The organism is Tenacibaculum sp. 190524A02b, assembly GCF_964036645.1.
Lineage (GTDB): Bacteria > Bacteroidota > Bacteroidia > Flavobacteriales > Flavobacteriaceae > Polaribacter > Polaribacter vairaonense.
This window is the reverse complement of the sequence record NZ_OZ038525.1, coordinates 4,217,129-4,240,519: the sequence shown is the minus strand read 5'-3', so window position 1 is coordinate 4,240,519 and position 23,391 is coordinate 4,217,129. Positions and strand designations below refer to the sequence as shown.

Here is a 23,391-nt window from a genome sequence, read left to right as displayed (position 1 = left end):
CAATACTGCATATTAGAACACTACTTATAACGAATCAGTAATCTTTTTTATCTAACTTCCAACTCTAACAATATTGTTTGATCTCCCAAACCAAAAGATTTATAATCTCGTATAAGTTTATTTCTTAAAGTTTTAGTTTCTTTACAATAATTAATCACGAGAGAAAAAATTTTTAACAATTGATAACTCTTTTTGTTATTATTATACAACTGATTTAACACATTAATAAAATCTATTTCTGTACAGTTATTTAAATTCAAATAATCAGATATTAATTCAAAACGAACAATAGATTTAAGGTATAAGTCTTCAAAATTATCACTTTCATCTATTTCATAATTTGTTATATTTAACAAAGAATACAGTTCCTTTTTCAACCATTCTTCTAGGTCTTTTAATTTTTCATTTCTTAAGCAAAAGAATTTTACTAAAAATCTATAATTATCATTTATATTTTTTGTAAAATCAATACTCATAGGTTCACTATTTATTCCTTTTACGTAATAGACAAACTGTTCTCTAAATTCCATTTTTATTCTTTGTTAGTGACATTTTTTTAGCGGACTAATTAATAAATTATTAACTAAAATGTTGCTTTTTCTTCAGAAAATCTAGACTTATCTAGAAATAAAAACCACAACATTACTACTGTGGCTTTTTTATAAATTTACATACTATGCTTACTCTTGCTGGGCACAGAAAGCATTTCTGCGCTATCACTCCTGTGACATATCAGAGCGATCGGGTTTTACCAATATTCTAACTCTTCTTTAAGTTTAGATGGTATTATTGAGCTATATTCTATAAATTTTTCTTTAACTAATACAATTTCTTTGAAGCTGGCTTTCTCCTTTTTCCAATATACACTACCTATATCTCCACTATAAAACCATAATCCGTTTTCATCATATATTAAATACCAAGAGTGATATTTGCTAAAATCATATTTTGAAAAAGCAACAATATTATTAGTTCCAATATCTTTTAAAAAATATTTTAAAGTACCATCCTTTTTAGCTTCTATTATTAGTTCGTTATTGTCGTATGTTCTATACTTTCCTGCATTATAAATTATACCTTTTCCATCTTTCCATTCATTAGAAACTTTTCCACAAGAGAAAATAACTAATAGTAGTAATACTAAATAAATATATCTCATAATTAATTTGGTTTATATGTCATTCTATATATTTAATTCTAGTTCGCTATTTATTCCTTTTACATAATAAACAAACTGTTCTCTAAATTCCATTTTTATTCTTTGTAAGTGACATTCCTTTTGTAGACTAATTAATAAATTATTAACTAAAAATGTTGCTTTTTCTTCAGAAAATCTAGACTTATTGACTAGTCCTAAATAACCGTTACAGTTATTTATTGATTAAATATATTAAACATCATCTAAAGTTATAGCTTTAGATGATGTTTTTTTTCGATATGATTTTATTTTCATAATGTTTTGTTGATGTGCTTGGTCAGGAGTTTTAAAATGACATGACCAATGCGGTCTTTTAGAGTTATAAATAGTTATTGATTGTTTTACTATTTTCTCCATTATCTTAATATCTAGATTTGTAGTATTGGTAAAGAACTCTTGTTTCAAGATTCCATTAACCCTTTCAGCTATGGCATTTTGATATGGATCATATGATTCTGTCATACTGCATTTAAGCTTTTGTTTTGACAAAATATCTTGATAGATGTTACTACAGTACTGTATCCCTCTATCTGAATGATGGATAAGTTCCTTCTCTGGATATACTCTGTTTTTTATAGCCATGACCAAGGCTTTTACAGTTGAGTTCACCGCTAAAGTTTTATCCAAATGGTATCCCACAATTTTCTTAGAATATGCATCTGTAATTAATGATAAATACATAGGTTTTTTACGGCTCCCTAAATAAGTAATATCTGCTACCCATACTTGTTCTGGTCGATTTACTTCCAAAGTTTCAATAAGATTAGCATGTTTTCTAAAACGATGATGTGAGTTGGTTGTAATATGGTAACTTTTTTGTCGTTTTATCAATAGTTTATTAGCTCGTAAAATATCAAATAATCGATCCCTTCCTACACCTAAACTGCCTAATTCTTCTGAAAGAATATAATACAGTTTTCTTGTTCCAATTCTTGGCTGTTCCATTCTTACATCCTTAACCAACTCAACAACCTTATTGGCTATGGTGTGAGCTTTGGTAACTCTATAATTAGCTCGATAATACACCTGCCTACTAAACCCGAGTAATTTACAGGTGGAAGAAATACTTTCTTTCTTTTGTAAAACAAACATATCAATTACTCGGTTTTGGAGTTTTTTCTGATAGGAATCTTATACTCTTTCTCAGCTAAATCAATCATCATATCAAATAGTATCGCTTTCTTCTCTACTGCTGCTGCTTGAGCTTTTAAACGATTATTTTGCTTTTCTAATTGACGTAATTTTTGTTCTAACTCTAATAGTTTTTGTTCTGGTGATTTTGGCATAGTAGATGGTGTTTGATGATCCCAATCAAAGTTACCATATTTTCTTAACCATACTAAAACAGTGCTACGACCTTGAATCCCATATTTAAGTTGAGCCTGTTTGTAAGTTAGTTCGCCTTTTTCTACTTCCGATACAACCGAAAGTTTAAAACTCATAGTATAATCTTTCTGTGTACGTTTGCGGTAAATATTGTCATTCATAATGTTACATAATTGTGTAACGCTATTTCAGGACGAGACAATATCTACAAATAAAAAACCACAACATTACTGCTGTGGCTTTTTTATAATTTACATACTATGCTTACTCTTGCTGGGCACAGAAAGCATTTCTGCCTATCGGGTATAGTTTCTTTTTTCTATTCTGAAAAATGTTATAAAAAACAAAGTTAAAAGTATCTGTGTGACCCTGTCAAAAACTTCCACTCCATAAATCAATAAAAAAGAACTGATAAAAAAAAACACTATATACTTATCTATTTTAAACAATAGCTTTTTATTTAAACTAATACATATATTATCTTTTTTAAGTAATAAAGAATGGTTTTTGACTCTATATACTATAGATATAAGTAGAATTATATAAGTTATGTAAAAAATCATATTTAACTATTTCTATTTGCGTTCATAAAGTGTAAAAGTATATGATTTCCCTGTATAATCCTGCATCTTTCTCGACTTGTAAAGTGCACCAAAAGCTAAGTTCAAAATTACAGCCTTTCTTCCTGTTTTTTTTCCAAAAACATCAGCATATATATTTCTTTGTCTTGCACCATAATAAGCAGATGCTGCAAAACCCTGATAAACAAGAATATCCGCCATACGATCAACATATTTCGCAGGTTTATTAAAAAGGTTCCATTCTGAATCACGTATTAACATTTCTTTTACAGGATTAGCTAAATAATCAACTAAATGAGAACTAAAACCTGCATCTGTTTCATGTTTTTTCTCCAAAGAAAAATGACCTCCATCTCCACATATCATACATCTTGAACTCTTTTTATAAATACCTGTTATTAATTTGGTAGACATAATTTTAGGCTTTCCTTCATTTGCTATTATTATAACCTCTAACTCTTCATATCTTTTCTTTCTTTTTCCTTTATCCGTAAAATAAGTTACCCCCGTAATAGTAATTCTATGTATACCTTTTTCGTCATCAAGTAGTTTATATGTGTAATCAACTTTATCTCCAAAAGCAGCTATCTCTCCATAAATACGATCAACTATAGGATCAGGGTTTTCAATCCCTTTATCATAATCACTATCATTAGTATTAGAACTATATAATGTAGTATAATCATCTTCTGTTAAAGTATGCCAATTTCCATTTAAATCTTGAATCTTCATTGTTCCTGAATCTGCTCCACTGGGGTCTACCCAAAAAACTGGGTCATTATCAAACGCTGCATAGGTACTCATCGTATGATGTGTAACAGGGTCAATTCCTGTCCAACGTGCAAGAGCTGGATCATACTGACGCATATCCATTTCCATTAGATTCAGCCCTAGACTTTCATTGTACTCAACTCCGTTGTACCCAAACTTTTGAGCCACTGAGTTTCCATGTGGTTGAACTATGTCATTATACCCTTTATGCTTTAATCCAAAGGGAAAATTAGCTACCTACTATTTTTTGCGCTTTTAAAATTTTTTAGTCATTTTCTAAAGCTTTAAAAGTCATTTCAATAAAGCCACAACAGTACTACTGTGGCTTTATATTTTTTATTTTAAATACACTACTCGCCATTACAAATGACTTTTTAGTACCGTTTTCTATTTAAATTTCCTTTAAATAATTGCCATTACGCTATCGCTAAATGTCAATTAGCAGGATAATCATTACCATAACTTAAGGTATCAATTAAATACTTTTCGTCATTATAGATAAACTCCTTAACATTTATACTTCCTTTATACCAAGACATATGTCCTTTATATTTAATATTATATATACCTCTAATTTTAATTTTTTTACTATTATAATTTAACAAATTATTATCTTTAAAAAAATACTTACCTTTTTGACTCCTTAACTCTTTATAAAAATCAAACTCAAGCCAAACTTTTTCAGAATAGCTTGAATTTTCATTGATTGAAATAGAAGATTCCTCCATTTTAAAAGTAAAAAAACCTTCAACTTCAATAGGTTTATCTTTATAATTATTTGAACTAAAAATTAATTCTTTTAATAGTATAGTTGTATAGCTATTATTTCTACTATTTACTATTGATTTTGGTTGTTTACAAGAATTGAATATGAAAACTAAAAAAAATAAAATGTAAAAACTCTGTTTCATAAGTGTTTAATTAGAAATAAATACTTTCTTTTTTGTATCGTATATTTTTGTAATACCAATAGCACGAGTTGAGACTCTTATATTGTCTTTTTTTATAAGATTACCTTCTCTGCTTGTCGGCGAAATTACATTAGTTAACCTATATACTTCATTTCTTCCTATTGGAGCTTTGTAATTCTTAAAGAAATCAGCAGTTTTACCTCCTAGCTTGTCACCAATATATCTGTCATAATATAATCTCATTGTTGTTTCACCATCCAAGGCTCTTAAATAGTTTTCAAAAGAAACAGCATTTACTTCGGTATCTTTTACACCACTAGACTCAGAAAATGTATCAAAACCTCTATCAACATCATAAGCATGAGCAAGTTCATGCCCCAAAGTTATATAACTTTTATTAAAATTAACGCCATCAGCAGACACTCCTCCTTTTTGAGAGTACTTGATGTTTCCTGAAATTGGGTCTGTAGTGTTAATATTTGCAAATCCAGAACTACTTATATTATAAGCATCTGAGGATTCTTGAAGTTTCCCTATAATTCGTCCTCCCTGTTTGGTCGAACCAACTTTATTCAAATCTTTAACGGCTTGCCTATAAAAAGCAGTACCCTTACCATCAAATTCATCTCCTTTTTTGATATTTCCATTTTTATCTTTCTCTACCCAATAAGTCTTTCCATTTTCATAAATAACATCCACACCAGCTACATCAATAGTTATATAATCTCCATTGTAGTCCATGTATAATACTGGATTATTAGCACCATACTGATATGTCGATATTGGCATAAAACTTTCTGAATATCTATCAATATTGAAAAATCTTCCTAAACTAGCATTATAATTTCTTGCTCCATATTCTAACCAATTTAGCCCTAAACTTTCTTCTAACTCTTTACCATTATACCCAAATTTCTGTGCTGTGCTATTTCCAAGTGAAGAAATGTTGTTATTGTATCCTTTATGTTTTAATCCAAAAGGAAAATCGCCTAAGACCAATTTTTTGACCTCTTTCTAGTTTTTTAGAACTTTTACACTCTAAAAAAACAACTATTTTCAAAGAACTTATGATTCTATTATGAATCCTTAATTTGGAATTACTATCCCTATATTGTTTATCGCTCAAAACCTCTAAACCTTGATATTTCCCTTCCTTGTTCTTTCGTTTTACGATTTTTCTCTAATTGCTTCATTCGTTGTTTTATTATTTTTTCTCTCTTTATCGAATGTAGCTTATCTAATTTTAAAAGCTCTAATGTTTTTTCTTGATTTCTGTGTTGATGAAAAACTCTCGCTATTTGAACTGTTTTGCTTTTCTTTTCCAGAAAATAATGAATTGAATATGGAAAAGAAGAACGTAAAACCGCTCTCCTTTGATTCTTTCCTGTCTGTTGGAAAATCTCTGGACTCTCTTTTATCTTAGAAAGCATTTCTTTGACAGAACTCTTGAAATGCTTTCCAAGGCCAGCTTCTTTTTTATCATATTGTTTAGCTATTATTTCAATAGCTAGTACTGACTCCTCTGATAAAATTAACTTGTAACCCACTTGTTATTCTCTTAACTTTTCTAATTCATCTAAATAGTAATCCAAGTCCTCGAATGCAATATGAGTATTTGGATCTTTTAGTTTTTCAAAACTCTCATCTAAAAGTCTTTGGCGTTCCTCATCAAACTCCTCTTGAGTTACTTTTTTACCGTAATTATAATATTTCATAGTCATAGTTTAAATATAGCATATTTTTAAAACCAATTTAATATTTCAATGAACTAAAGATACTGCTCTAAAAGAACAGTATCAGTTTTTATTTTTTTGATTTTCAAAACCAAAAACCATCATTATTCATTAGGTATTAATTTAACTCCATTACTTAAGAATAATTCTTTGTAAATTATCTTTTTAGTTAGCAAGAGTTCTATTACAATAAATAGCAAACCATTCATTATCTATTTTTTCTAGCCTATCAACAGAATAACTATCAATAAATTTGATATTATTATCATTTTGTAAAATATGTCCTATGAAAAATTCATTAGTTCTTATAAAGTAGTCCTTAGATAAAACTTTATAAAACAAATCTCCTTTTTTAGAAAGGTAAAACTCATTTATATTAAGAATATTTAACAACTCGTTAAGTTTCACATACGAATCTTTATCTAAAGATTTTTTCATATCCGCTTTTAATAAATGATAATCTTTTGAAAATAGGCTTTTCAAAAACAATCGAGGTGTAACTTCATCATCATTAAAAAAATATTTATCATTTTCTTTAACTAACTTTGATAACTCTATAAAGTTTTCTTTTTTACTTTTAAACACACTAGAAATATCTGTATTACAAGAAATTATTATACTAGTTACTATTATTAAAAATATTTTTCTCATAATTAACTTTGTTTTTCTTTCTTTTTAGAATCTCTACTTGTATTAGCAGGATCAAAATTATTTAAATTATAAGGTTTTCTTGATCTATTTTGCGGCACATATTTCCCTGTGCTTAATTTACTTTTATCAGGCTTTTTTGTTTTTCTAACTCTACTTGGTGATGTATCATCAAATTCCATTTCAGTTTTTTCAGGCAACCTTTTTCTATCTTGATCATCCTCTGGTATTTGATTTATATTTGGTGCATCTTCAGGATTAGTTGCTTCAGCACTTTTAAAATGATCTATAATTGCATTTAACAAATCATCTCCTTCTAAACCAGACAAATCTATTTGAGAAGAGAACTCATTAGAAGGCAAATCTTCATAAGAATAGTAGCTTTTATCTGCTCCTTCACCAAAAACATTATCTTGTAAAAATTTATTTCCGCTAGCAGGTTCTAAGGCATCCATAGCAGTTTGACCGTAATGTTGAGTTCCTGCGTAATGAGCTAAATCAATCCAACCATTCTTTTTAGTATATACATACCTTATAGCTTTTCCTCCTTTACCATCAATGTTTTTGTTATTTACAAAACTTTTTATTTGTTTTATACTTGTAACACCATATTCTTTCCATTGAGCCGCAGCTTGTTGAATTGTTCCAGATTGATTAAGTGCAGGTTCAATCTCCCTACCATCTGGGTCTATAAAATAGATAGGATTATTGGAAAAGAAATTAAAAGGGCTTAAATCTTTATATTTTTCTGCAAGAGGATCAATATTCATCCATCTACCTATGGAGGCATCATAATTCCTAGCACCGAAGTCATGCCAATCAATTCCTAACTCTTCGTTAAGCTCTTTTCCGTTATATCCAAATTTTTGAGCAGTGCTGTTTCCTAGTGAAGAAACGTTGTTATTATATCCTTTATGTTTGAGTCCGAAGGGAAAATCAGCTACCTACCATTTTTTGCACTTTTAAATATTTTTAACCTTTTTCTAAAATTTTTAAAAGCTATTTCAATGAACTTAAAAAATCAGTAGTTAGTTTTTAACCAACTACTGACACATTACCCTATAGGGCCTATATTTGATAAAAGTTTAATTAAAAAAAACAAAGAGGTTACTAAAGTAAATGAACTAAATATTATATCAATAATTCTTTTATTCTTTAACGATTTGGTTAATAAAACGACAGAGAAAAAGATAGTAATAAAAAGGCTTATTATAGAGAGCCAAAAAAATAAAACTCGGTTACCCAATATATTTAATAGTACTTTTTTTATTAGATTGACATATTGAATTGACATAAAAAATGATATAAAAATCAAAATTCTAATATGAATCTTCTTATTAATTAGCTTCATTTCTTCTTTAAAATTAATAGTTAAAACCTGAAATTATCGCACGTAAATCTGCTGAAGTATCTTTTCCTCCTTCATTCTTATTAGCAGCATCAATCATTATTTTTTGAGGTAATTTATTTAATTTAGCTCTTTGACCCCACATAAAGTTACCTGCATCTGGAAGATTATATAACATTTTGTTAGATTGAAATCTTATAAAAGGAACACCATCAACATAACCACTTCCATAATATAGTTCAGTCATATTATCTGTTGAAACTTTCAATAAGTCTTGAAGGACTGAAAAACCAAAATCATATTCATAATAAGATGCTTTAGCATACTTAATTTTCCATAATTGTCTTTCAAGCCAATTAAATTCATTTTTATACTCAATGCTTCCAGCTGCTTTCATAAATTTTTGCAACTCCTCTGTAGACATATAATAAAACACTTGATCGCCTTTATTAAATTTCTTACTGAGAATAGGATTATCCAACCCTTCTAAATCATTAATATCTAATCTATTCCCTTTTTCGTCAAAAAATATATTAAAACTATTATCTCTTTCTACAGAGGTAACTTTACCATTTTTATCAAGAGTAATTATATCATCAGGAGTATTATTATTACTCCCGTCTGCATTTCCGCCATTATTAGCATAGTTAAGAGCTTCATCAAAAGAAACTACTTTACCATTTATTACATACTGACCAGTTTTTTCGTTATAAATTGAATCCGCACCCGAAGGGTCAGCCCAAAATACAGGGTTATTATCAAAAGCAACACTAGTTCCTTGTGAATAATGCGTAACAGGGTCTATTCCATTGAATTTTCCAATTGCAGGGTCATAACTTCTAAACTCCATCTCATACAAATTCAATCCTAAAGACTCTTCGTATTCAACACCATTGTACTTAAACTTCTGCGCCGTGCTATTTCCAAGAGAAGAAACGTTGTTATTATATCCTTTATGCTTTAATCCAAAGGGATAATAATTACTTTCTTCTATAATTTCTGTACTAGGCGTAATAACACCATCTTTATTATTATCTATATAAGACAACCTTACATTACTCAGGTGATCTGTATACTGATAAACATACTTGAATTCATTATTAACAGGTGTTATATACCCTTCTGGGTGATTAAAAAATTGTAGGTTATTATTTTCATAGATTTGATTACCTGCATAATCTGTGGTTGTAATACTACGACCTTGTGAAACTACTTTTCGCAATTTAGCTCCAGTAGCATCATAAGTATAAGTAATACTACCTAAGCCTCTTTTACCATCTTTAAAATATACCTGTGTTGGTAAATTTAAATGGTTGTAAAAAATTCTATTAATCTTCTTGTTAAGGTCTTGTATTAGGTTGCCATTAGCATCATAGGAATAATCATCTCCAGTATTAGTACCATCTTTAAAACCTTCATTACTGGTAGCAGTATCAGTTACTTTTTCAAGTTTATTACCAGCATCATAAGTGTAAGTTAAATTATCCATCGTACCAAAGCTAGAAACATCAGCAGTTAGATGTCCTTTTCTTAGTAGAGATAAAATATTTCCATTTTTGTCATAAGTAATAGGAGTTGTTAACGTGCCACTAGCATCAAAACCACCTAAGTTATACCTACCTGTATTATCAATAGCCCCTATAATTCTATTGAGAGCATCATAGGTATATGAATATTGAGTACTCTTAGGGTTTCCTGAGGGGTTTACAGTTAAGCTATTCCAACTAGTTTGGGCGATATTTCCATTATACAAGCGCTTATTCACATCCGTTACATCATTATAGTATAGGCTAAAGTTAAACAAATCATTGTCATTAGCATTAGAATCTTCATTAATATTTTTCAACCAACCACGTACATTATAACTATAATCTACTGTTTGTAAAGGACTGCTAGTACCTCCAACCTCTTTACTTTTTAACTGACCTAGTTCATCATAAGTATTGGCTACAATAGTTTCAGTAGCTTGACTATTAATTTGCTGAGTCTGTTTAGTCATTCTACCGGCATGGTCATAACTAAATACATCAAGCGTTACAATGTCATCTTTTCCAATTTTTTTATGCGTAGTTTTTGTTTCCAATACTTTTCCAACAAAATCCAATTTACTTTCTACAATATCTATAGTTTGTAAATAATCATTTTTACTATACACATAAATAGGTCTTGCTTTTTCATCATAATACGTTACGGTATGTATCCAGTCATTAGTACCTAAAACACGTACTTTATTCACTGTAGCCAAGCCTTTGGTGTTACCTGTAGAGGTTTGGTTATAGTAAGTTGTTATAGAAGCTCCTAATCCTGTTGGTAAATCAACATAAGTATCATAGTAATTTACCGTATGAAGCTCTATAGAAGTTCCCGAAGGATAGGATTGAGTGTAATTATAGTATATTTTTTTAGAATCTATAGTCGTATAATTTGAGGTTCTACTAGAGGCATTTCTAGGAAAAGAGCTAGCAATCCAACTTTGAATGTCATAATAAGGAGCATCATCCCATGTTTTCCCCGTTAAAATAACTCTACCTAATTCATCGTATTTAGTAAAAAGCCAATTTTTAGTAGTTCTTAAATTAGCATCCTGTGTTAAAACAGGTCTGTCTAATTTATCATACACAATATATTCCCATTCCTTGCCCGGTATTTTCTTTTCTGCCAAACGGTTTCTATAATCGTATTTATATTGGTAACACAATTCAGAAAGTTCAGTACTAGAAACTCCACTATTATCACTTATCACTACTTTTGGAGGCAGTACATAGGTTAAATTACCAAAATCATCATAGATATAATACGTATCATGCGCTTCTTCGGTCGCTGAACTTGTCGAAGCAAAAGTACGTTTCAAGATAACTTGCCCTTCTTTGTTTTTATACTCTTCTGTAGTATGTAATTTACTAGCAGTACCATCATGATTTTCATCTTTAGTAATGGTTTTGTATAACTTACCAGCGGCATAATTAGTAGTACCACCTTCTAAAAACGGTACAAACACACCATTACTTTCTGAAGTAGTAACCGTAAATAATTTTACCCCATCAGCATCAGAGTTGGTTTGATAATCAAATTCAATTTCATGACCAGCTCCCAAACGCCAGTCGTGCCCAGGAGCCGCTTGTTTTAAGACACGACTTAATGGCGAGTCCTCTAATAATTTTTGAGAATACGCATTTACGGGTTGCCCAGAAGTTGAAAAATCATTTGGGTATTCAGTAGCATAATAAGCTTGTGTCAACCCTTCAACATAATTAGCCGAAGTTCCCTTAACAATAGCACCTGTGCTATTAGTCCCAACAAACGGTAAAAACTCTTTATCCTGCCTTCCTAAATCATCATAACCAATATGGGTTACAATGTCTTTTTTGTTAGGAGATTGCTTGATACCAATGCTTTGCTTAGCACGTCCTAACCCATCAAAATACGTAATTTGTTCAATAACATCTCGATTACTACGAATGTCATTGGTGTTTTTCAAAGGACTTTGGTACGTACGTGAAAACACATAATTTTCGTCCTCACTTAAATCAATAGCAGTATAAGGATCTTCCACAATATATGCCCAAAAATTAGTGGTGCTAAATCCTGGTTTTAAGACAATAGAGGTAGGCGCATAATGTTCTCCTGTTTCAGGAGTGTTAAGTTCAACTTGTGCCTGTGCTGTAAAGAAAACAGCACTAGTAATATAGCCTAAAAATAATAATAACTTTTTCATAGACTTATTTGTTTTTATAATTATAAGTGTTTTCTTTTAAAATATTTCCATCAGCATCTTTAATCAAATGCAAACGGTTAAAGTCGTCGTATTTGTAATATACTGCTTTACCTCTTATATCAGTAATACTTGTAACACCTACTAATGGGTCGTAAGTAAAAGTAGTTACCTGTGCATTTGGTAGAAAAGCTCTTAGACTATCTAAAGCATTTCTTAAAGCACCTTCACTTCCTTCGTAGTACAAAGTACTATCATTATCAGAATTAGATAAGTTTTTTAAATTGATAATTATACTATTAGGAATATCAGATAAGGTAGCATTCTCTATTTTAACTATGGGCTGAGTACCATTATACCCCCAAATATATACAATGTGTGTCCCGTCTTTTTTACTAACCTCAATAAGGTTTCCCTCAGAGTCATACTCATGAAAAACAATTTGCTCTTCTAAAGGTAAGTTACCTTTAGAAGTTTTAATTTTATTTCTATACGCTATAGAATTAAAAACTTTAAAGTCATTGACTTGATTTGATACCTTAACTCCATTTTTAAATACTTTAGTTTTTATTAATTCCTTTCTGTTTAAAACTTCTAGGTTATTTTTTGAATCACTATCTAATTCAGGTATTTCCTGTTGGGTATTAGCATAATAATTATGAGTTGTTATTATATTTGAATTTCCTATATCGGTTTCTATTTTAGTAGGGTTCAAGCTATTTGTTTCGTAATAAAAGGTAGTTTCATTAATCACATCATTGTTTTCAAAAAAATGAGTGCTTTTTTGCTTATCTAATTGCATATGTCCACTTTGATAAGTATAAAAAGGGGTGTTATGTGTATGATTTCCTTCAACAGATAAAATAGCTAAATCACTAGGACCATCCGTTGGATATAAATCAGTATTAATACCGTGAGCTATTTTCTCTGGAAAAAAAATATTTGGATGTTTTGAAGGCGCATAACTATTAAATTCATCTTTTATACTACTTATTATCCTTTTAGTACTTCCATACATCCAATCATAAGCTGTCGGTACTAAACCTTTTAAATGAGTATTTTGATCTAAAGAACCTTGATTATAAGTGAATTCAAAAGTAGTTTCAATTGATTTTTCAGGATTGTTTATTGAAATCTTCTTCTCTTTAACAATGTCATATCCATAGCTTTTACCATTGACACTCTGTAATGGATGAGCTGAATGAGACATTATTCTTACACCTGAGAGTCTAGGTGGATTTGTAACGTTACTATTTTCATTAGTGTACTTTATTTGTTGAGAAAAAACAGGAAGCTGATATAATTTATCATTTAATGAAATAGGATATTCATATTCTTTTGTTAGCTCTAATTCACCATTACTATTATAAGTATTTATACTTTTAATTCTTAAACCTCCCATTTTTATATCATATAAATTAGGTCTATTTTGTTTCCAGTTAATTGATACTTCAGCAAAATCACTCATTTCATTATAATATTTAGCTAAAATATTGAGGTTTAATTTATACTCACCAGGCTCCAAATTCATTGTCCTACGAAGATCATCGTCAGTTAATAAGGCAGAGTAAATAACTTCTTCATTTGTAGAGGAAGAAATTTTTATAAGTTCAAATCTAATTTCATAAATACCATTTCCAATATTACCTGTTACTCGGTTTGTATAATTTATATTAACGAGACCATTGTCACTAATTTCTTCTGGAATAGTAAAATTACTAGAAGAATAGTTGTAATAATAAATTTTATGTTGGATATTAAAACCTCTTCTTACAAGGTTGTCACGTTCATTTACAACTGACTTCCCTCCTTTATCACTTGGAATATTAAATATATCTCTCAATCCTAGCAACTTATCTAATTCAACTCGTTTCTGATTACATTCAAAAATAAATTCTTGACTTCCTCCTTCGGGATAAAAAATCTTTTTTAAAGTCCCTATTTTTATATGTTCATCAGATACCTCCCTATTTTTATTTTCCATATTAAAAACTGTTTGACTATTACCTCCTTCATCAGTATATGAGCTAAAAATTCTTGGTAAAAAAGTTGATATTGAAGAACTTGCTGACTTTCCATTATAATACCCCCAAATATCCTGTGCATATGAGTATCTATTAGGTAGTTCGTAATCTTCGTAATATTCAAGCCTGTACGAATATGAGGTGCTATTGTTTAAATTCTTATCAAGAAATTTAACCTCTTCTAGTTTTAACCTTTTCTGTAAATGTTCATCTGTGGGAATATAATTACTTAAAAAATTGTCTGAATATATAAACCCTTGTTTATTACTATCCGTTGTTGTAAAATAGCTATGAACTAAATCTATTCTTGAAATTAAATCATTAAAATTATTTTTTATTTCAATAGATTCTAATTTTTTTTTCGTAGCTATCTTGTCTATCAGAATAGTTAAATTCTACTTTACCATTAATCCCTTCTATAGATTTTATTCTAGATGTTTTTCCGTAAGAACTTGAGTAACTCTTGGTACTAAAATGATCATTAGGTTGTAATCTTCTTGTTTCGCTATTAAAAGAAGCCCTACCAAAATTATCTACATTATAGTTAAATCTTATAGTTTGGTTATTTAATAATCTAATTTCTTTTAAATACCAAGAAGTAAAGCATAATAAAGTATTGTAAGTATCATGACCTCCACTATTAGTACTTATATTTTGAGTAGAAGTAAGAAGCTCTGCACCACCTTCGCTTTCAAAGGAACTATAAGAATTTACTCCAAAAAAATACTTTACCCCGTTAGGTGTAGTTATCTCCCAATTAATAATTCTTGTTCCTTCTATTTCAAAATCAATTTTTACGTCTGATTCAGGTAACATAACAATTTCACCATAAGGGTTTTCATCACTTCTATCTTGGTTAAAAACAAACTTTCCAGAGTAACCCATAAAATTATATACAAATTCATCTGGTTGATAATCTAATGTTTTATCTTTCTTTACTTTACTTATCAAACGAATTGTTTCTTCATGGTTGCCATTATTAATCAAGTTAATGTAATCGGTAACTTTATCAGATGTTTTTAAATAACTTTCTTCATCAGGTAACCCTTTTAATACTCTAGTTATATGTCCGCCCACATTCATACTCCAACCTAAACCAATAGAAGAAGCTATTTCATCTACTTTTATTCCTCCTGAATGATAATTTAAACCAATAGGTATGCTTATATCTCTATTTTTAAAATTATAAATAGGAATACTTATGTTGGGCACACCTGAAAAATGAGAAACTGGTGTTTCTTCAAATTTGCTTAATGAATATACATCTGGAGATTGAGGTATAAGTGTAGGTAGTGCCTGAGGTTGATTTTGACAATTAGCATTTGTACATACAACAAATAACAAAATGTGTACTAGTAATTTTCTCATAAATGTTTTGGTTGTTTAGCAATTAATTTGAATTAGGAAATCTTTTTACACTAACAAAGTTATTTATTTTTTTCATATCAACAAACCTTAATTTGTTAATTTACTGAAATACTTATACCTAAAACCTATTAACACAGAATATCAGAAACAATTGTAGTCATACCTCTATAATAACAGAACTCTTAAATACTAGGCCAATGTACTTAAAGTAACTCTCTAAGTTGTTCTTCAATCATATAAGGAAAGACCTCATCAAAACGTTCAAAATAAGGTTCGTTCATTTTGTATTCGGGTATTTTTTGAGCTTTTAAAAAGTATTCTTTTGCTTTTTTATAATCTTTTTGCGCTTTATAAATTAAACCTAATTGATAATAGGCTTCAGGAAACATATTGTAAGCTCCTTTTAAGGATTGATTAAAACAGTCAATAGCATTTTTATAATCTTTCTTCTCTGCATAACATCTTCCTAAATAAAAAAACACTAAATGATTATCACTTATATCAAAACCTAACTTCTCTTCTTCTATGTTTACTATTTTTAGTTCTTCAATGGCTTCATCATATCTCTTTAACTTGTATAAAGCTTGCGCTTTATGTAAACCACAAGGTTCTCCCCAACATGGATTGTATTTATTTCCTGTTATTTTTTCTATGATAGCCACATCTTTTATAGTTCCCTCATAATCTCTATAGAAATATAATAACGACCATACTTTGTACTGTAACGCATCTGCCCTGCCATTTGCAGTATCTTTTTCTACAGCCTTATTCAAAATTTCCATGGCTTTTATATGATCTCCAACTTTTTTATAGGAATAGGAATGTTTTTGAATGTATTCTATTTTATTGGGCAATACTAAACTAGCTGAGTCTTTATACATCCTGTATAATTCAGAAGGCTGCAAATAGTAATTAGAAATTTGATGGTATCTTTCTGCAATGGAATCTTTTTCTTTTTCAGAATAGGAATTCCAGTTTGGTTTGGTTGTTTTGGTTTGACAACTTACTATTGCCATTAAAACGATACTGTATAGGTGTTTTTTTATGGACATAGGTCTGTTATTTTTCCGTTTTCTATTTTAAACATTAAAAAGGCATGTACGTCTTTGTATGTTAACCAATTTTTAGATACCGTGTTTGGCCAGTCTTTTAGATTAGCTACGTTATTGGTAATATGGTGCACTAAAGCAGTGGAGAATTTTGTTTGCGTGTACCTTCTGTTCATTTGAATTAATCCAAAATCTCCTACTTGTTGTTGACAGTTTATATTAAAATGAACAATAATATATCCGTTTTGTTTGTCTTTATCTATTGGTGCATTTTTTCCTATTAAATTTAGCAAATATTCATTTCCTTTTTTATAGGTTACATCATTATTTTTAAAGTAATATTCTCCTTGATAGCCTTCAAAACAGTTTTCAAAAACATTACTTTTTGATATTAACTGCAAAAAGGAATCTTCCTTAATTTCATCTTTTTGTAAGTTGATTGTTTTATCTCTTTGAATTCTTGATCCGAAATCTTTTAAAATCAACTCATTATTTGTTGTTTTTAGTAGTTGATAAATGGATAGAGGGTTTTCTTCATTTTTATATAATGATATAAACACCTTGTCTTTCAACTTAAACAGATGATATTCCATTTTTTGATGTTCTGAAATGACTAATTGATTTTGATAATAGTACTCGGTCAATTCTGTTACAAAAGTTGTATTGAAATTTAGCCTTTTTTGAATTTCAAAATCTTCATTAGGATTGTCATTTTCGTCTTTACTTACTCGGTAAGTCCAAACATTATTTTCAATATTCTTTTTAATTTCTTCTACCGTTTGGTGTATGTTGCTTTCCTTGGATTTTATAAAAGTAGCAGCTTCTTTATAATTGGGTAAGTTTTTGTAAAAGCTATAATTTACGGTATCCAATAAATCAAAAACCGCCAATTTATCTTCTTTATTTTTTAGTACCCACAAATGATGTTTTTTAAACTTTAAAGTATCATTTTGGCCCAGTTTAACATTTGCTATACCATCTAATACAACGCCTTTTTTATCTCTGAGAAATAATGAGTCTTTGGTTTGTTGTAAAATATAAGGGTGCGGTATTAATCTATCTACAATCCGATATCCACCTACATAAATACTATCTGTTCCTTGTGTTTTACATGAAACGAGTACGAATACAAATAAAAATACAGCAATGTTCTTCATTAACTTTTATTAATTATTTTTTTGAATCGGTAAAAAATGCGTTCTACCAATCGTAAATCTTCTGTAATTACTTCGGCTACACCTTGCATTTCTTGAGTAAATTTTAAAGTTTTATTATAAGTAGTTTGTAAACCGTTTGGCAAAATTACATCCAACAAATACATCCCTTTTTCAGTAGGAATTAATGCAATTTTATTTACTCTACCTTTTAAAACCCCAAATTCATGATCTGGATAGCTACTCAATTTTATATTAACCGATTGTCCAATTTTTAGTTTTCCTGCATTGGTTACAGGAACTTGTACTTTACAAATATATGTTGAAACGGTTTCTGGTACAATAGTAAAAACTAAATCGTTAGTATTCACTGTTTGGTTTTTACTCCATACATTCATAAAAGAAACGGTTCCGTTTATATTTGATTTAAACAAATACCTTAGTTCCCAATCTTTAATTACTTTTTTTAATTGATTGAAAGATTGTAATGTTGCTTTTAATAAATTGATTTCTTTTCTAACATTGGCTATATCTGCTTGCTTTTTAGTGGTGCTTGAATTACTTATGCGTTCTTTTATTTGTGATATCGTAATGTTTACATCATTAAAACTTCGTTTAGCTTCTAAATAAGCTAACTTTTTTTGTTCAAAATTTTGTTCGGATATTACTCCTTTATCTAAAAGCCCTTGTAACCTATCTATATCTTTCTTTTTAAATAAGAGTTCTTCTTCGTTTATTTTCCTCTTTTCTTCCGAAGCTTTTAGTCTTAGTTTTAATTGTGCTAATGTATATTGATTATTAGCTTGTTCAAATTGATAAGAGTTGGCTGTTTTGTTAAGGATATATTGTATGTAGTTATTTTCAAAAACAGAAAATGCTGTTTCTATTTCTCCTAGAAAAAGTACTGGTAGTTGAGTCATTGGAAATTGAAAGTTTTCAGCATTCACATGTATGGTATCTACTATAGATTTCAACTGCATTACATCTTCATAATTTGCGGTGTTTTCAATCAATGCTAAGTGTGTGTTTTCTTTTACTTTTTGATTGTTTTTTACAAAAACACGCGCCAACTTTCCTGTTGTTCTTGCATACTCTTTCTGTGGCGGAATTGTGGTGGTTAATACAGCTTGCCCAGTTACAATATCAGAATACTTAATTACATACGATAAAATTAAAATTAGTACAAAAAAGAAAAAAAGTATGGTATTTCCCCACCTGTGTATTGCTTTTGGTGGAGAGGTTAATACATCTTTTACTTGCTCACTATAAATATGTAGTTCTTGTTCTTCCATCTTAATTTCCTAATTCAAGTTGATTTTTCACCAATTCATAATACTTTCCTCTTTGCTGCGTTAATTGCTTATGATTTCCTTCTTCTACTATTTCTCCATCTTCCAAAACAATAATATTATCCGCATTTTTTACCGTACTTAATCTGTGAGCTACAATAACTGATGTTCTATTTTTGATAAAAGCATTTAAGTTTTCCATAATTACTTTTTCATTATTGGCATCTAAAGCACTAGTTGCTTCATCAAAAAAAACAAAAAATGGATTTTTATACACTGCTCTTGCAATCATAATACGTTGTTCTTGTCCTCCACTTAACCGTATACCAGAAGTTCCTAATTCAGTATTGTATTTATTGGGAAGTTTCTCTATAAACCCATTGATATTAGCTATATTAGAAGCTTGTAATAACTTCTCTCTGTCTAAAATTTCGTTTTGTTCAGATTCTGAAATGTTGCCAGCAATAGTATCATTAAAAATAAAAGTATCTTGTAAAACAGCTCCACAATTCATTCGCCAAAAATCATTATTTACCACAGACAAATCTGTAGTATTAACCGTAATACTACCTTGTGTTGGTTGGTAAAATTTTAGTAATAACTTTAGCAATGTAGTTTTTCCGCTTCCACTAGCTCCAACAATTGCTGTAGTTTTTCCTTCTGGTAAGGTGCAATTGAGTCCTTTAAGCACAAATGGTTTGGATTTCCCTCCATATCTAAACCATAAATCTTTGATTACAATATCTTTTGAGCTGGGTAACTCTTTTACTTTATTTTCATTTTTAGCATCTTCATCTTCTTTATTATGAACCTGTAATAATCTTTCTAAGCTAATTTTTGCATCTTGCCAAACTTGGATAAAGCTTATAAAATTACTTAATGGTAAGTTTAATTGTCCTACAATGTATTGGATGGAAAGCATCATCCCTAATGTAATATTTCCTTGTACTACAGCGGTAGCCGATAAAAAAGTAATGAGTATGTTTTTTAGTTCATTTATAAAGCTAGATCCGATAGATTGATATTGTGCTAACTGTAATGAACTTAATGAGGTTTTAAACAAACTTATTTGTATTTGTTCCCACTTCCATCTGTTTTTTCTTTGTGAGTTATTTACTTTGATTTCTTTTACACCATTAATAATTTGCACTAATGATGTTTGACTTTGAGACAGTTCATCAAATCGTTTAAAATCTAACTCAGCGCGTTTTTTTAAAAAGAAAAAAGTCCATCCTACATAAGCTATAGCTCCTATAAGAAAAACCACGAATATTGTTAGGTTGTAAAAAGCTAACACAGCACTAAACACTAAAAATAAGACTAGTGAATATACCATGTTAAAAGTAGAAGAAGACACAAAGTTTTGTATTCTATTATGGTCATTTACACGTTGTAAATGTTCTCCTGTATTCCTAGTTTCAAAATATGGAATGGGTAGTTTTAGCATTTTATATAAAAAATCTGAAATCATTTTTATATTAAACCTACTTGTTACATGCAATAGTAACCACTCTCTAAAAATGCGAACGAGTGTTTGCGACACAAATAAGACTAATTGTGCCATTAGTATTAAATAGATAAATGAAATATCTTGTGTATTTACACCTATATCTACTACCGATTGAATTAAAAAAGGAAGAATAAATTGTATTAAAGTACCTACAGTAAGTCCTATAAATAGCTGATAAATTAGTTTTTTATAGGGCTTGATATAAGGTATCAAAAATGAAAACCCTTGATTTTTTGAAGTGCTTTCTTCTTGCGTATGAAACTTCGCATTGGGTTCTAATAGTAAAACAAACCCGTTATTATCAGGTGCATTTGTCCATGCTTTATGAAACTCCTGATGCGAATACTCTAATAAACCTTGTGCTGGATCTGCTACAAATACTTTGGTTTTGGACGTTTTGTACACCACTACAAAATGTTTTTGCCTCCATGGAACTATAAATGGTGTTGGTGCTTCATTAACCACACTGTCTAATGACAATCGCATTCCTAAAGTACGCATCTCAATAATCTCGGCTGCATCTGCAATACCAGCCATGGTTACTCCTTCTTTTGTTATACTTGCTTTTTCTCTTAAAAATTCTCTTGAAAAGCTTTTACCATGGAATTTTGACACCATGCGTAAACAAGTTGGCCCACAATCTCTATAATCTAATTGTCTATAAAAAGGAAATTTTTCTTTTTTCATTTATTAAAAGTTAAACAGTCCTTCTTTATCTTTTTTTAAAAATTCTTCATAGGCATTTAACTCACAAAAGCTATCATACCTAAAATCTACTTCTCTATTGCTCACATCAAACTCTTTAGTTAGTATTTTATACTTTTTTAAAGTTTCTTCACATTCATTATCTAACTGTTTATAAAACCCCAATCCTTTTGAGGTAAATACTTGGTCAAAATTTAATAGTTCTAACCCAGTTCTAAATCGTTCAAATTGATCTGTAAACCTGCCTAGCAATTCGTGCTTTTCTCTGCCTGAAAAGACATTTTTTTGCAATAGTTGATCAAAATATTTTACGCGTTGCCCTACTGTATACAAGCCATGAAAAGCACCATAAATAGTTCTGTAATCCCAATCCTGACCAGTAAAATTTCGCATAACTAAATTATCTACATCAATCTTAAAATAGTCTTGTCTATTATGAACCACATAATACAAATAGTTATGAGAACCTTGGTGTATTAACTCTTCTATAAAATAAATAAGATTGTTTTTTCCCAATACATAGAAATACAACATTCCTAAGGTTTCAACAGTAGTAAAGTTTAATATTCTTGGGTTGTCATGTAAATATATCTTTCGATTTGCAAAAACTAACTCTTGATAAAACTCTGGTAAGTGTTTTTTAATAATATCTATAGCTTCACATAACTCTTTGTAATTCTCTTTCCATACTGTTTTATGTTTAGGTTCTTTATTTACAATATGGCCTTTAGATACTTCTACAAAGTATTTTTCTTGAGTTGAATGCACTTCTTTTAGTATTTCAAAGTCTCCATAAACCAAGGGTTTTTCAATTTTTTCTTGTGTTTCTTTTTTTAAATATCCTAGTTTAGGAACATAGGCTATATTATTTTGATTGTAAGAATATTTTAGATTTAGTTTTTCTTTATTCGTATAATAACCTTGTAAGATTTCTTGTAAGGTTGTTGATGGAAAAGTGTTATTTTTTTTACTGTTAAAATAAGAGAATAATAAGGGTTCTAAAAAAATAGTATCATTATCAAAGTCTATTTTTTCAAACAAATTATTATCTTCTTTAAAAGTTAACAATTTTAAAGTTTCTATTATTTTTTCTTTGTTTTCTTCTGCTACACTTTTCATCATTTTTATTTTGTATGGTTATTCTATTCTTAAGAGGTTACTCTCTTTTAGAAAGCAACCTCTTTTAGATATTCTATCTAATAATTGGTTTTTTCACTCCAGTATTATCAATTGGTGGATATACAATTGGTGGTACAAGAATTTTATCATGACAAGCATTTTCCAATCCTCCTGAAATAGTGTTTAATAAATTTTCGTTGGCTATTAAGTTTGTCTTTTCCTTAAAGTCGTTAAATGATAACTTATTCATAATTTTAGTTTTTAAATTTTTTGTCTACTCTTTAAGCTTTTCGACTTCCGCTTTTTTAATAGATCTATTAATGCCTTTTTATTTTGTTATTTAAAGACATGGTAAAATTAGATGGATTAAAAAGGGAAATGATTACTAAAAACACTAAACATACACTGTTTAAAAACGGTTTTATTTTTAATTAAAACACTTTCAATTGACAGGAAAAAACCTGTTGATTTAAAAATAACTTTATTAATAAAGCCTCGAAATGAATTCGAGGCTAAAAGATCAATCTTTATCAAAAAACTTCTTTACTTCATATCATTAACGCGAGTAGTTTTTCTTACAGCTGTTCCATCTGCTGCATGAGTACGTATCTCAGGTGGTGGAGTCCTATCATGACATGCATTTTCTGTTCCTCCTGAAATAGCTTCTAATAACTCTATTGAAACTACTGATTCTGCTCTACTTTGTAAAGCTTCTAAACTTAATTTTTTCATAATACAAATTATTTAATTTTAGTTATTGAATAGCATCTTTTACTTTTACTGCTTGTTCTCTTTCGTCTGGAACTGATCTTACAGGTCTATCATGACATGCATCTTCTGTTCCTCCTGAAATAGCTTCTAATAACTCTATTGAAACTACTGATTCTGCTCTACTTTGTAAAGCTTCTAAACTTAATTTTTTCATAATACAAATTATTTAATTTT

Annotated in this window: 20 protein-coding genes and 1 pseudogene; all 21 read right to left on the bottom strand. The window is 29.4% G+C overall.

Annotated elements, in window-relative coordinates:
• Positions 1 to 47 precede the first annotated feature (47 nt).
• Positions 48 to 530, bottom strand: a complete 483-nt coding sequence (locus ABNT65_RS17110) for a hypothetical protein (protein ID WP_348746419.1) — start codon at positions 528 to 530, stop codon at positions 48 to 50.
• A 218-nt stretch (positions 531 to 748) separates the two neighbouring features.
• Positions 749 to 1,159: a hypothetical protein gene (locus tag ABNT65_RS17105; protein WP_348746418.1), complete on the bottom strand. Its 411-nt coding sequence runs from the start codon at positions 1,157 to 1,159 to the stop codon at positions 749 to 751.
• Positions 1,160 to 1,390: 231 nt separating this feature from the next.
• A protein-coding gene (locus ABNT65_RS17100) for an IS3 family transposase (RefSeq protein WP_412766822.1) occupies positions 1,391 to 2,685 on the bottom strand; the annotation gives its coding sequence in 2 pieces (ribosomal slippage) (positions 1,391 to 2,319 and positions 2,319 to 2,685; 1,296 coding nt in all).
• A gap of 414 nt (positions 2,686 to 3,099) precedes the next feature.
• Positions 3,100 to 4,044 (bottom strand): RHS repeat-associated core domain-containing protein, encoded by a 945-nt coding sequence (locus ABNT65_RS17095; RefSeq protein ID WP_348746417.1) that lies wholly within the window; start codon positions 4,042 to 4,044, stop codon positions 3,100 to 3,102.
• 266 nt (positions 4,045 to 4,310) lie between these two features.
• Positions 4,311 to 4,787 carry a hypothetical protein gene (locus ABNT65_RS17090; protein WP_348746416.1) on the bottom strand — a complete coding sequence of 159 codons (477 nt, stop codon included), beginning with the start codon at positions 4,785 to 4,787 and terminating at the stop codon, positions 4,311 to 4,313.
• Between the two features lie 6 nt (positions 4,788 to 4,793).
• Positions 4,794 to 5,786: an RHS repeat-associated core domain-containing protein gene (locus tag ABNT65_RS17085; protein WP_348746415.1), complete on the bottom strand. Its 993-nt coding sequence runs from the start codon at positions 5,784 to 5,786 to the stop codon at positions 4,794 to 4,796.
• A 116-nt stretch (positions 5,787 to 5,902) separates the two neighbouring features.
• Positions 5,903 to 6,334, bottom strand: coding sequence for a hypothetical protein (locus tag ABNT65_RS17080; protein ID WP_348746414.1), 432 nt, complete (start codon positions 6,332 to 6,334; stop codon positions 5,903 to 5,905).
• Between the two features lie 3 nt (positions 6,335 to 6,337).
• On the bottom strand, positions 6,338 to 6,502 hold the full coding sequence (locus tag ABNT65_RS17075; protein WP_348746413.1) for a hypothetical protein: 165 nt from the start codon (positions 6,500 to 6,502) through the stop codon (positions 6,338 to 6,340).
• 183 nt (positions 6,503 to 6,685) lie between these two features.
• The gene (locus ABNT65_RS17070) at positions 6,686 to 7,171 is read right to left on the bottom strand and encodes a hypothetical protein (RefSeq protein WP_348746412.1); all 486 of its coding nucleotides are present in this window, start codon (positions 7,169 to 7,171) and stop codon (positions 6,686 to 6,688) included.
• Positions 7,172 to 7,173: 2 nt separating this feature from the next.
• A pseudogene (locus ABNT65_RS17065) lies at positions 7,174 to 8,046 on the bottom strand (RHS repeat domain-containing protein); the annotation flags it as partial.
• 486 nt (positions 8,047 to 8,532) lie between these two features.
• Positions 8,533 to 12,231, bottom strand: coding sequence for a DUF6443 domain-containing protein (locus ABNT65_RS17060; protein WP_348746411.1), 3,699 nt, complete (start codon positions 12,229 to 12,231; stop codon positions 8,533 to 8,535).
• Between the two features lie 4 nt (positions 12,232 to 12,235).
• Complete coding sequence (locus tag ABNT65_RS17055) at positions 12,236 to 14,212, bottom strand: hypothetical protein (RefSeq protein ID WP_348746410.1); 1,977 nt, start codon at positions 14,210 to 14,212, stop codon at positions 12,236 to 12,238.
• Positions 14,213 to 14,591: 379 nt separating this feature from the next.
• A complete protein-coding gene (locus ABNT65_RS17050; RefSeq protein WP_348746409.1) occupies positions 14,592 to 15,620 on the bottom strand; it encodes a hypothetical protein in 1,029 nt (342 codons plus the stop codon).
• Positions 15,621 to 15,823: 203 nt separating this feature from the next.
• Entirely contained in the window at positions 15,824 to 16,636 is an 813-nt protein-coding gene (locus ABNT65_RS17045) for a tetratricopeptide repeat protein (RefSeq protein ID WP_348746408.1), read from the bottom strand.
• Between the two features lie 26 nt (positions 16,637 to 16,662).
• On the bottom strand, positions 16,663 to 17,826 hold the full coding sequence (locus tag ABNT65_RS17040; protein ID WP_348746407.1) for a hypothetical protein: 1,164 nt from the start codon (positions 17,824 to 17,826) through the stop codon (positions 16,663 to 16,665).
• Positions 17,826 to 19,115 carry an HlyD family efflux transporter periplasmic adaptor subunit gene (locus ABNT65_RS17035; protein WP_348746406.1) on the bottom strand — a complete coding sequence of 430 codons (1,290 nt, stop codon included), beginning with the start codon at positions 19,113 to 19,115 and terminating at the stop codon, positions 17,826 to 17,828. The genes ABNT65_RS17040 and ABNT65_RS17035 overlap by 1 nt, the downstream gene beginning before the upstream one ends.
• Position 19,116: 1 nt before the next feature.
• Complete coding sequence (locus ABNT65_RS17030; protein WP_348746405.1) at positions 19,117 to 21,309, bottom strand: peptidase domain-containing ABC transporter; 2,193 nt, start codon at positions 21,307 to 21,309, stop codon at positions 19,117 to 19,119.
• Positions 21,310 to 21,312: 3 nt separating this feature from the next.
• Positions 21,313 to 22,449 carry a hypothetical protein gene (locus ABNT65_RS17025; protein WP_348746404.1) on the bottom strand — a complete coding sequence of 379 codons (1,137 nt, stop codon included), beginning with the start codon at positions 22,447 to 22,449 and terminating at the stop codon, positions 21,313 to 21,315.
• A 70-nt stretch (positions 22,450 to 22,519) separates the two neighbouring features.
• A complete protein-coding gene (locus ABNT65_RS17020) occupies positions 22,520 to 22,696 on the bottom strand; it encodes a hypothetical protein (RefSeq protein WP_348705526.1) in 177 nt (58 codons plus the stop codon).
• 293 nt (positions 22,697 to 22,989) lie between these two features.
• Positions 22,990 to 23,178: a hypothetical protein gene (locus ABNT65_RS17015; RefSeq protein ID WP_348705524.1), complete on the bottom strand. Its 189-nt coding sequence runs from the start codon at positions 23,176 to 23,178 to the stop codon at positions 22,990 to 22,992.
• A gap of 22 nt (positions 23,179 to 23,200) precedes the next feature.
• Positions 23,201 to 23,371 carry a hypothetical protein gene (locus ABNT65_RS17010; RefSeq protein ID WP_348705523.1) on the bottom strand — a complete coding sequence of 57 codons (171 nt, stop codon included), beginning with the start codon at positions 23,369 to 23,371 and terminating at the stop codon, positions 23,201 to 23,203.
• Positions 23,372 to 23,391 lie beyond the last annotated feature (20 nt).

What these genes read in the sequence shown, in the direction of transcription:
- ABNT65_RS17010 (WP_348705523.1), bottom strand. Translation starts at nt 23,371, where the DNA reads ATGAAAAAATTAAGTTTAGAAGCTTTACAAAGTAGAGCAGAATCAGTA.
- ABNT65_RS17105 (WP_348746418.1), bottom strand. Translation starts at nt 1,159, where the DNA reads ATGAGATATATTTATTTAGTATTACTACTATTAGTTATTTTCTCTTGT.
- ABNT65_RS17060 (WP_348746411.1), bottom strand. Translation starts at nt 12,231, where the DNA reads ATGAAAAAGTTATTATTATTTTTAGGCTATATTACTAGTGCTGTTTTC.
- ABNT65_RS17050 (WP_348746409.1), bottom strand. Translation starts at nt 15,620, where the DNA reads ATGAGAAAATTACTAGTACACATTTTGTTATTTGTTGTATGTACAAAT.
- ABNT65_RS17110 (WP_348746419.1), bottom strand. Translation starts at nt 530, where the DNA reads ATGGAATTTAGAGAACAGTTTGTCTATTACGTAAAAGGAATAAATAGT.
- ABNT65_RS17075 (WP_348746413.1), bottom strand. Translation starts at nt 6,502, where the DNA reads ATGAAATATTATAATTACGGTAAAAAAGTAACTCAAGAGGAGTTTGAT.
- ABNT65_RS17090 (WP_348746416.1), bottom strand. Translation starts at nt 4,787, where the DNA reads ATGAAACAGAGTTTTTACATTTTATTTTTTTTAGTTTTCATATTCAAT.
- ABNT65_RS17055 (WP_348746410.1), bottom strand. Translation starts at nt 14,212, where the DNA reads ATGGAAAATAAAAATAGGGAGGTATCTGATGAACATATAAAAATAGGG.
- ABNT65_RS17035 (WP_348746406.1), bottom strand. Translation starts at nt 19,115, where the DNA reads ATGGAAGAACAAGAACTACATATTTATAGTGAGCAAGTAAAAGATGTA.
- ABNT65_RS17030 (WP_348746405.1), bottom strand. Translation starts at nt 21,309, where the DNA reads ATGAAAAAAGAAAAATTTCCTTTTTATAGACAATTAGATTATAGAGAT.
- ABNT65_RS17040 (WP_348746407.1), bottom strand. Translation starts at nt 17,826, where the DNA reads ATGAAGAACATTGCTGTATTTTTATTTGTATTCGTACTCGTTTCATGT.
- ABNT65_RS17025 (WP_348746404.1), bottom strand. Translation starts at nt 22,449, where the DNA reads ATGATGAAAAGTGTAGCAGAAGAAAACAAAGAAAAAATAATAGAAACT.
- ABNT65_RS17015 (WP_348705524.1), bottom strand. Translation starts at nt 23,178, where the DNA reads ATGAAAAAATTAAGTTTAGAAGCTTTACAAAGTAGAGCAGAATCAGTA.
- ABNT65_RS17020 (WP_348705526.1), bottom strand. Translation starts at nt 22,696, where the DNA reads ATGAATAAGTTATCATTTAACGACTTTAAGGAAAAGACAAACTTAATA.
- ABNT65_RS17070 (WP_348746412.1), bottom strand. Translation starts at nt 7,171, where the DNA reads ATGAGAAAAATATTTTTAATAATAGTAACTAGTATAATAATTTCTTGT.
- ABNT65_RS17045 (WP_348746408.1), bottom strand. Translation starts at nt 16,636, where the DNA reads ATGGCAATAGTAAGTTGTCAAACCAAAACAACCAAACCAAACTGGAAT.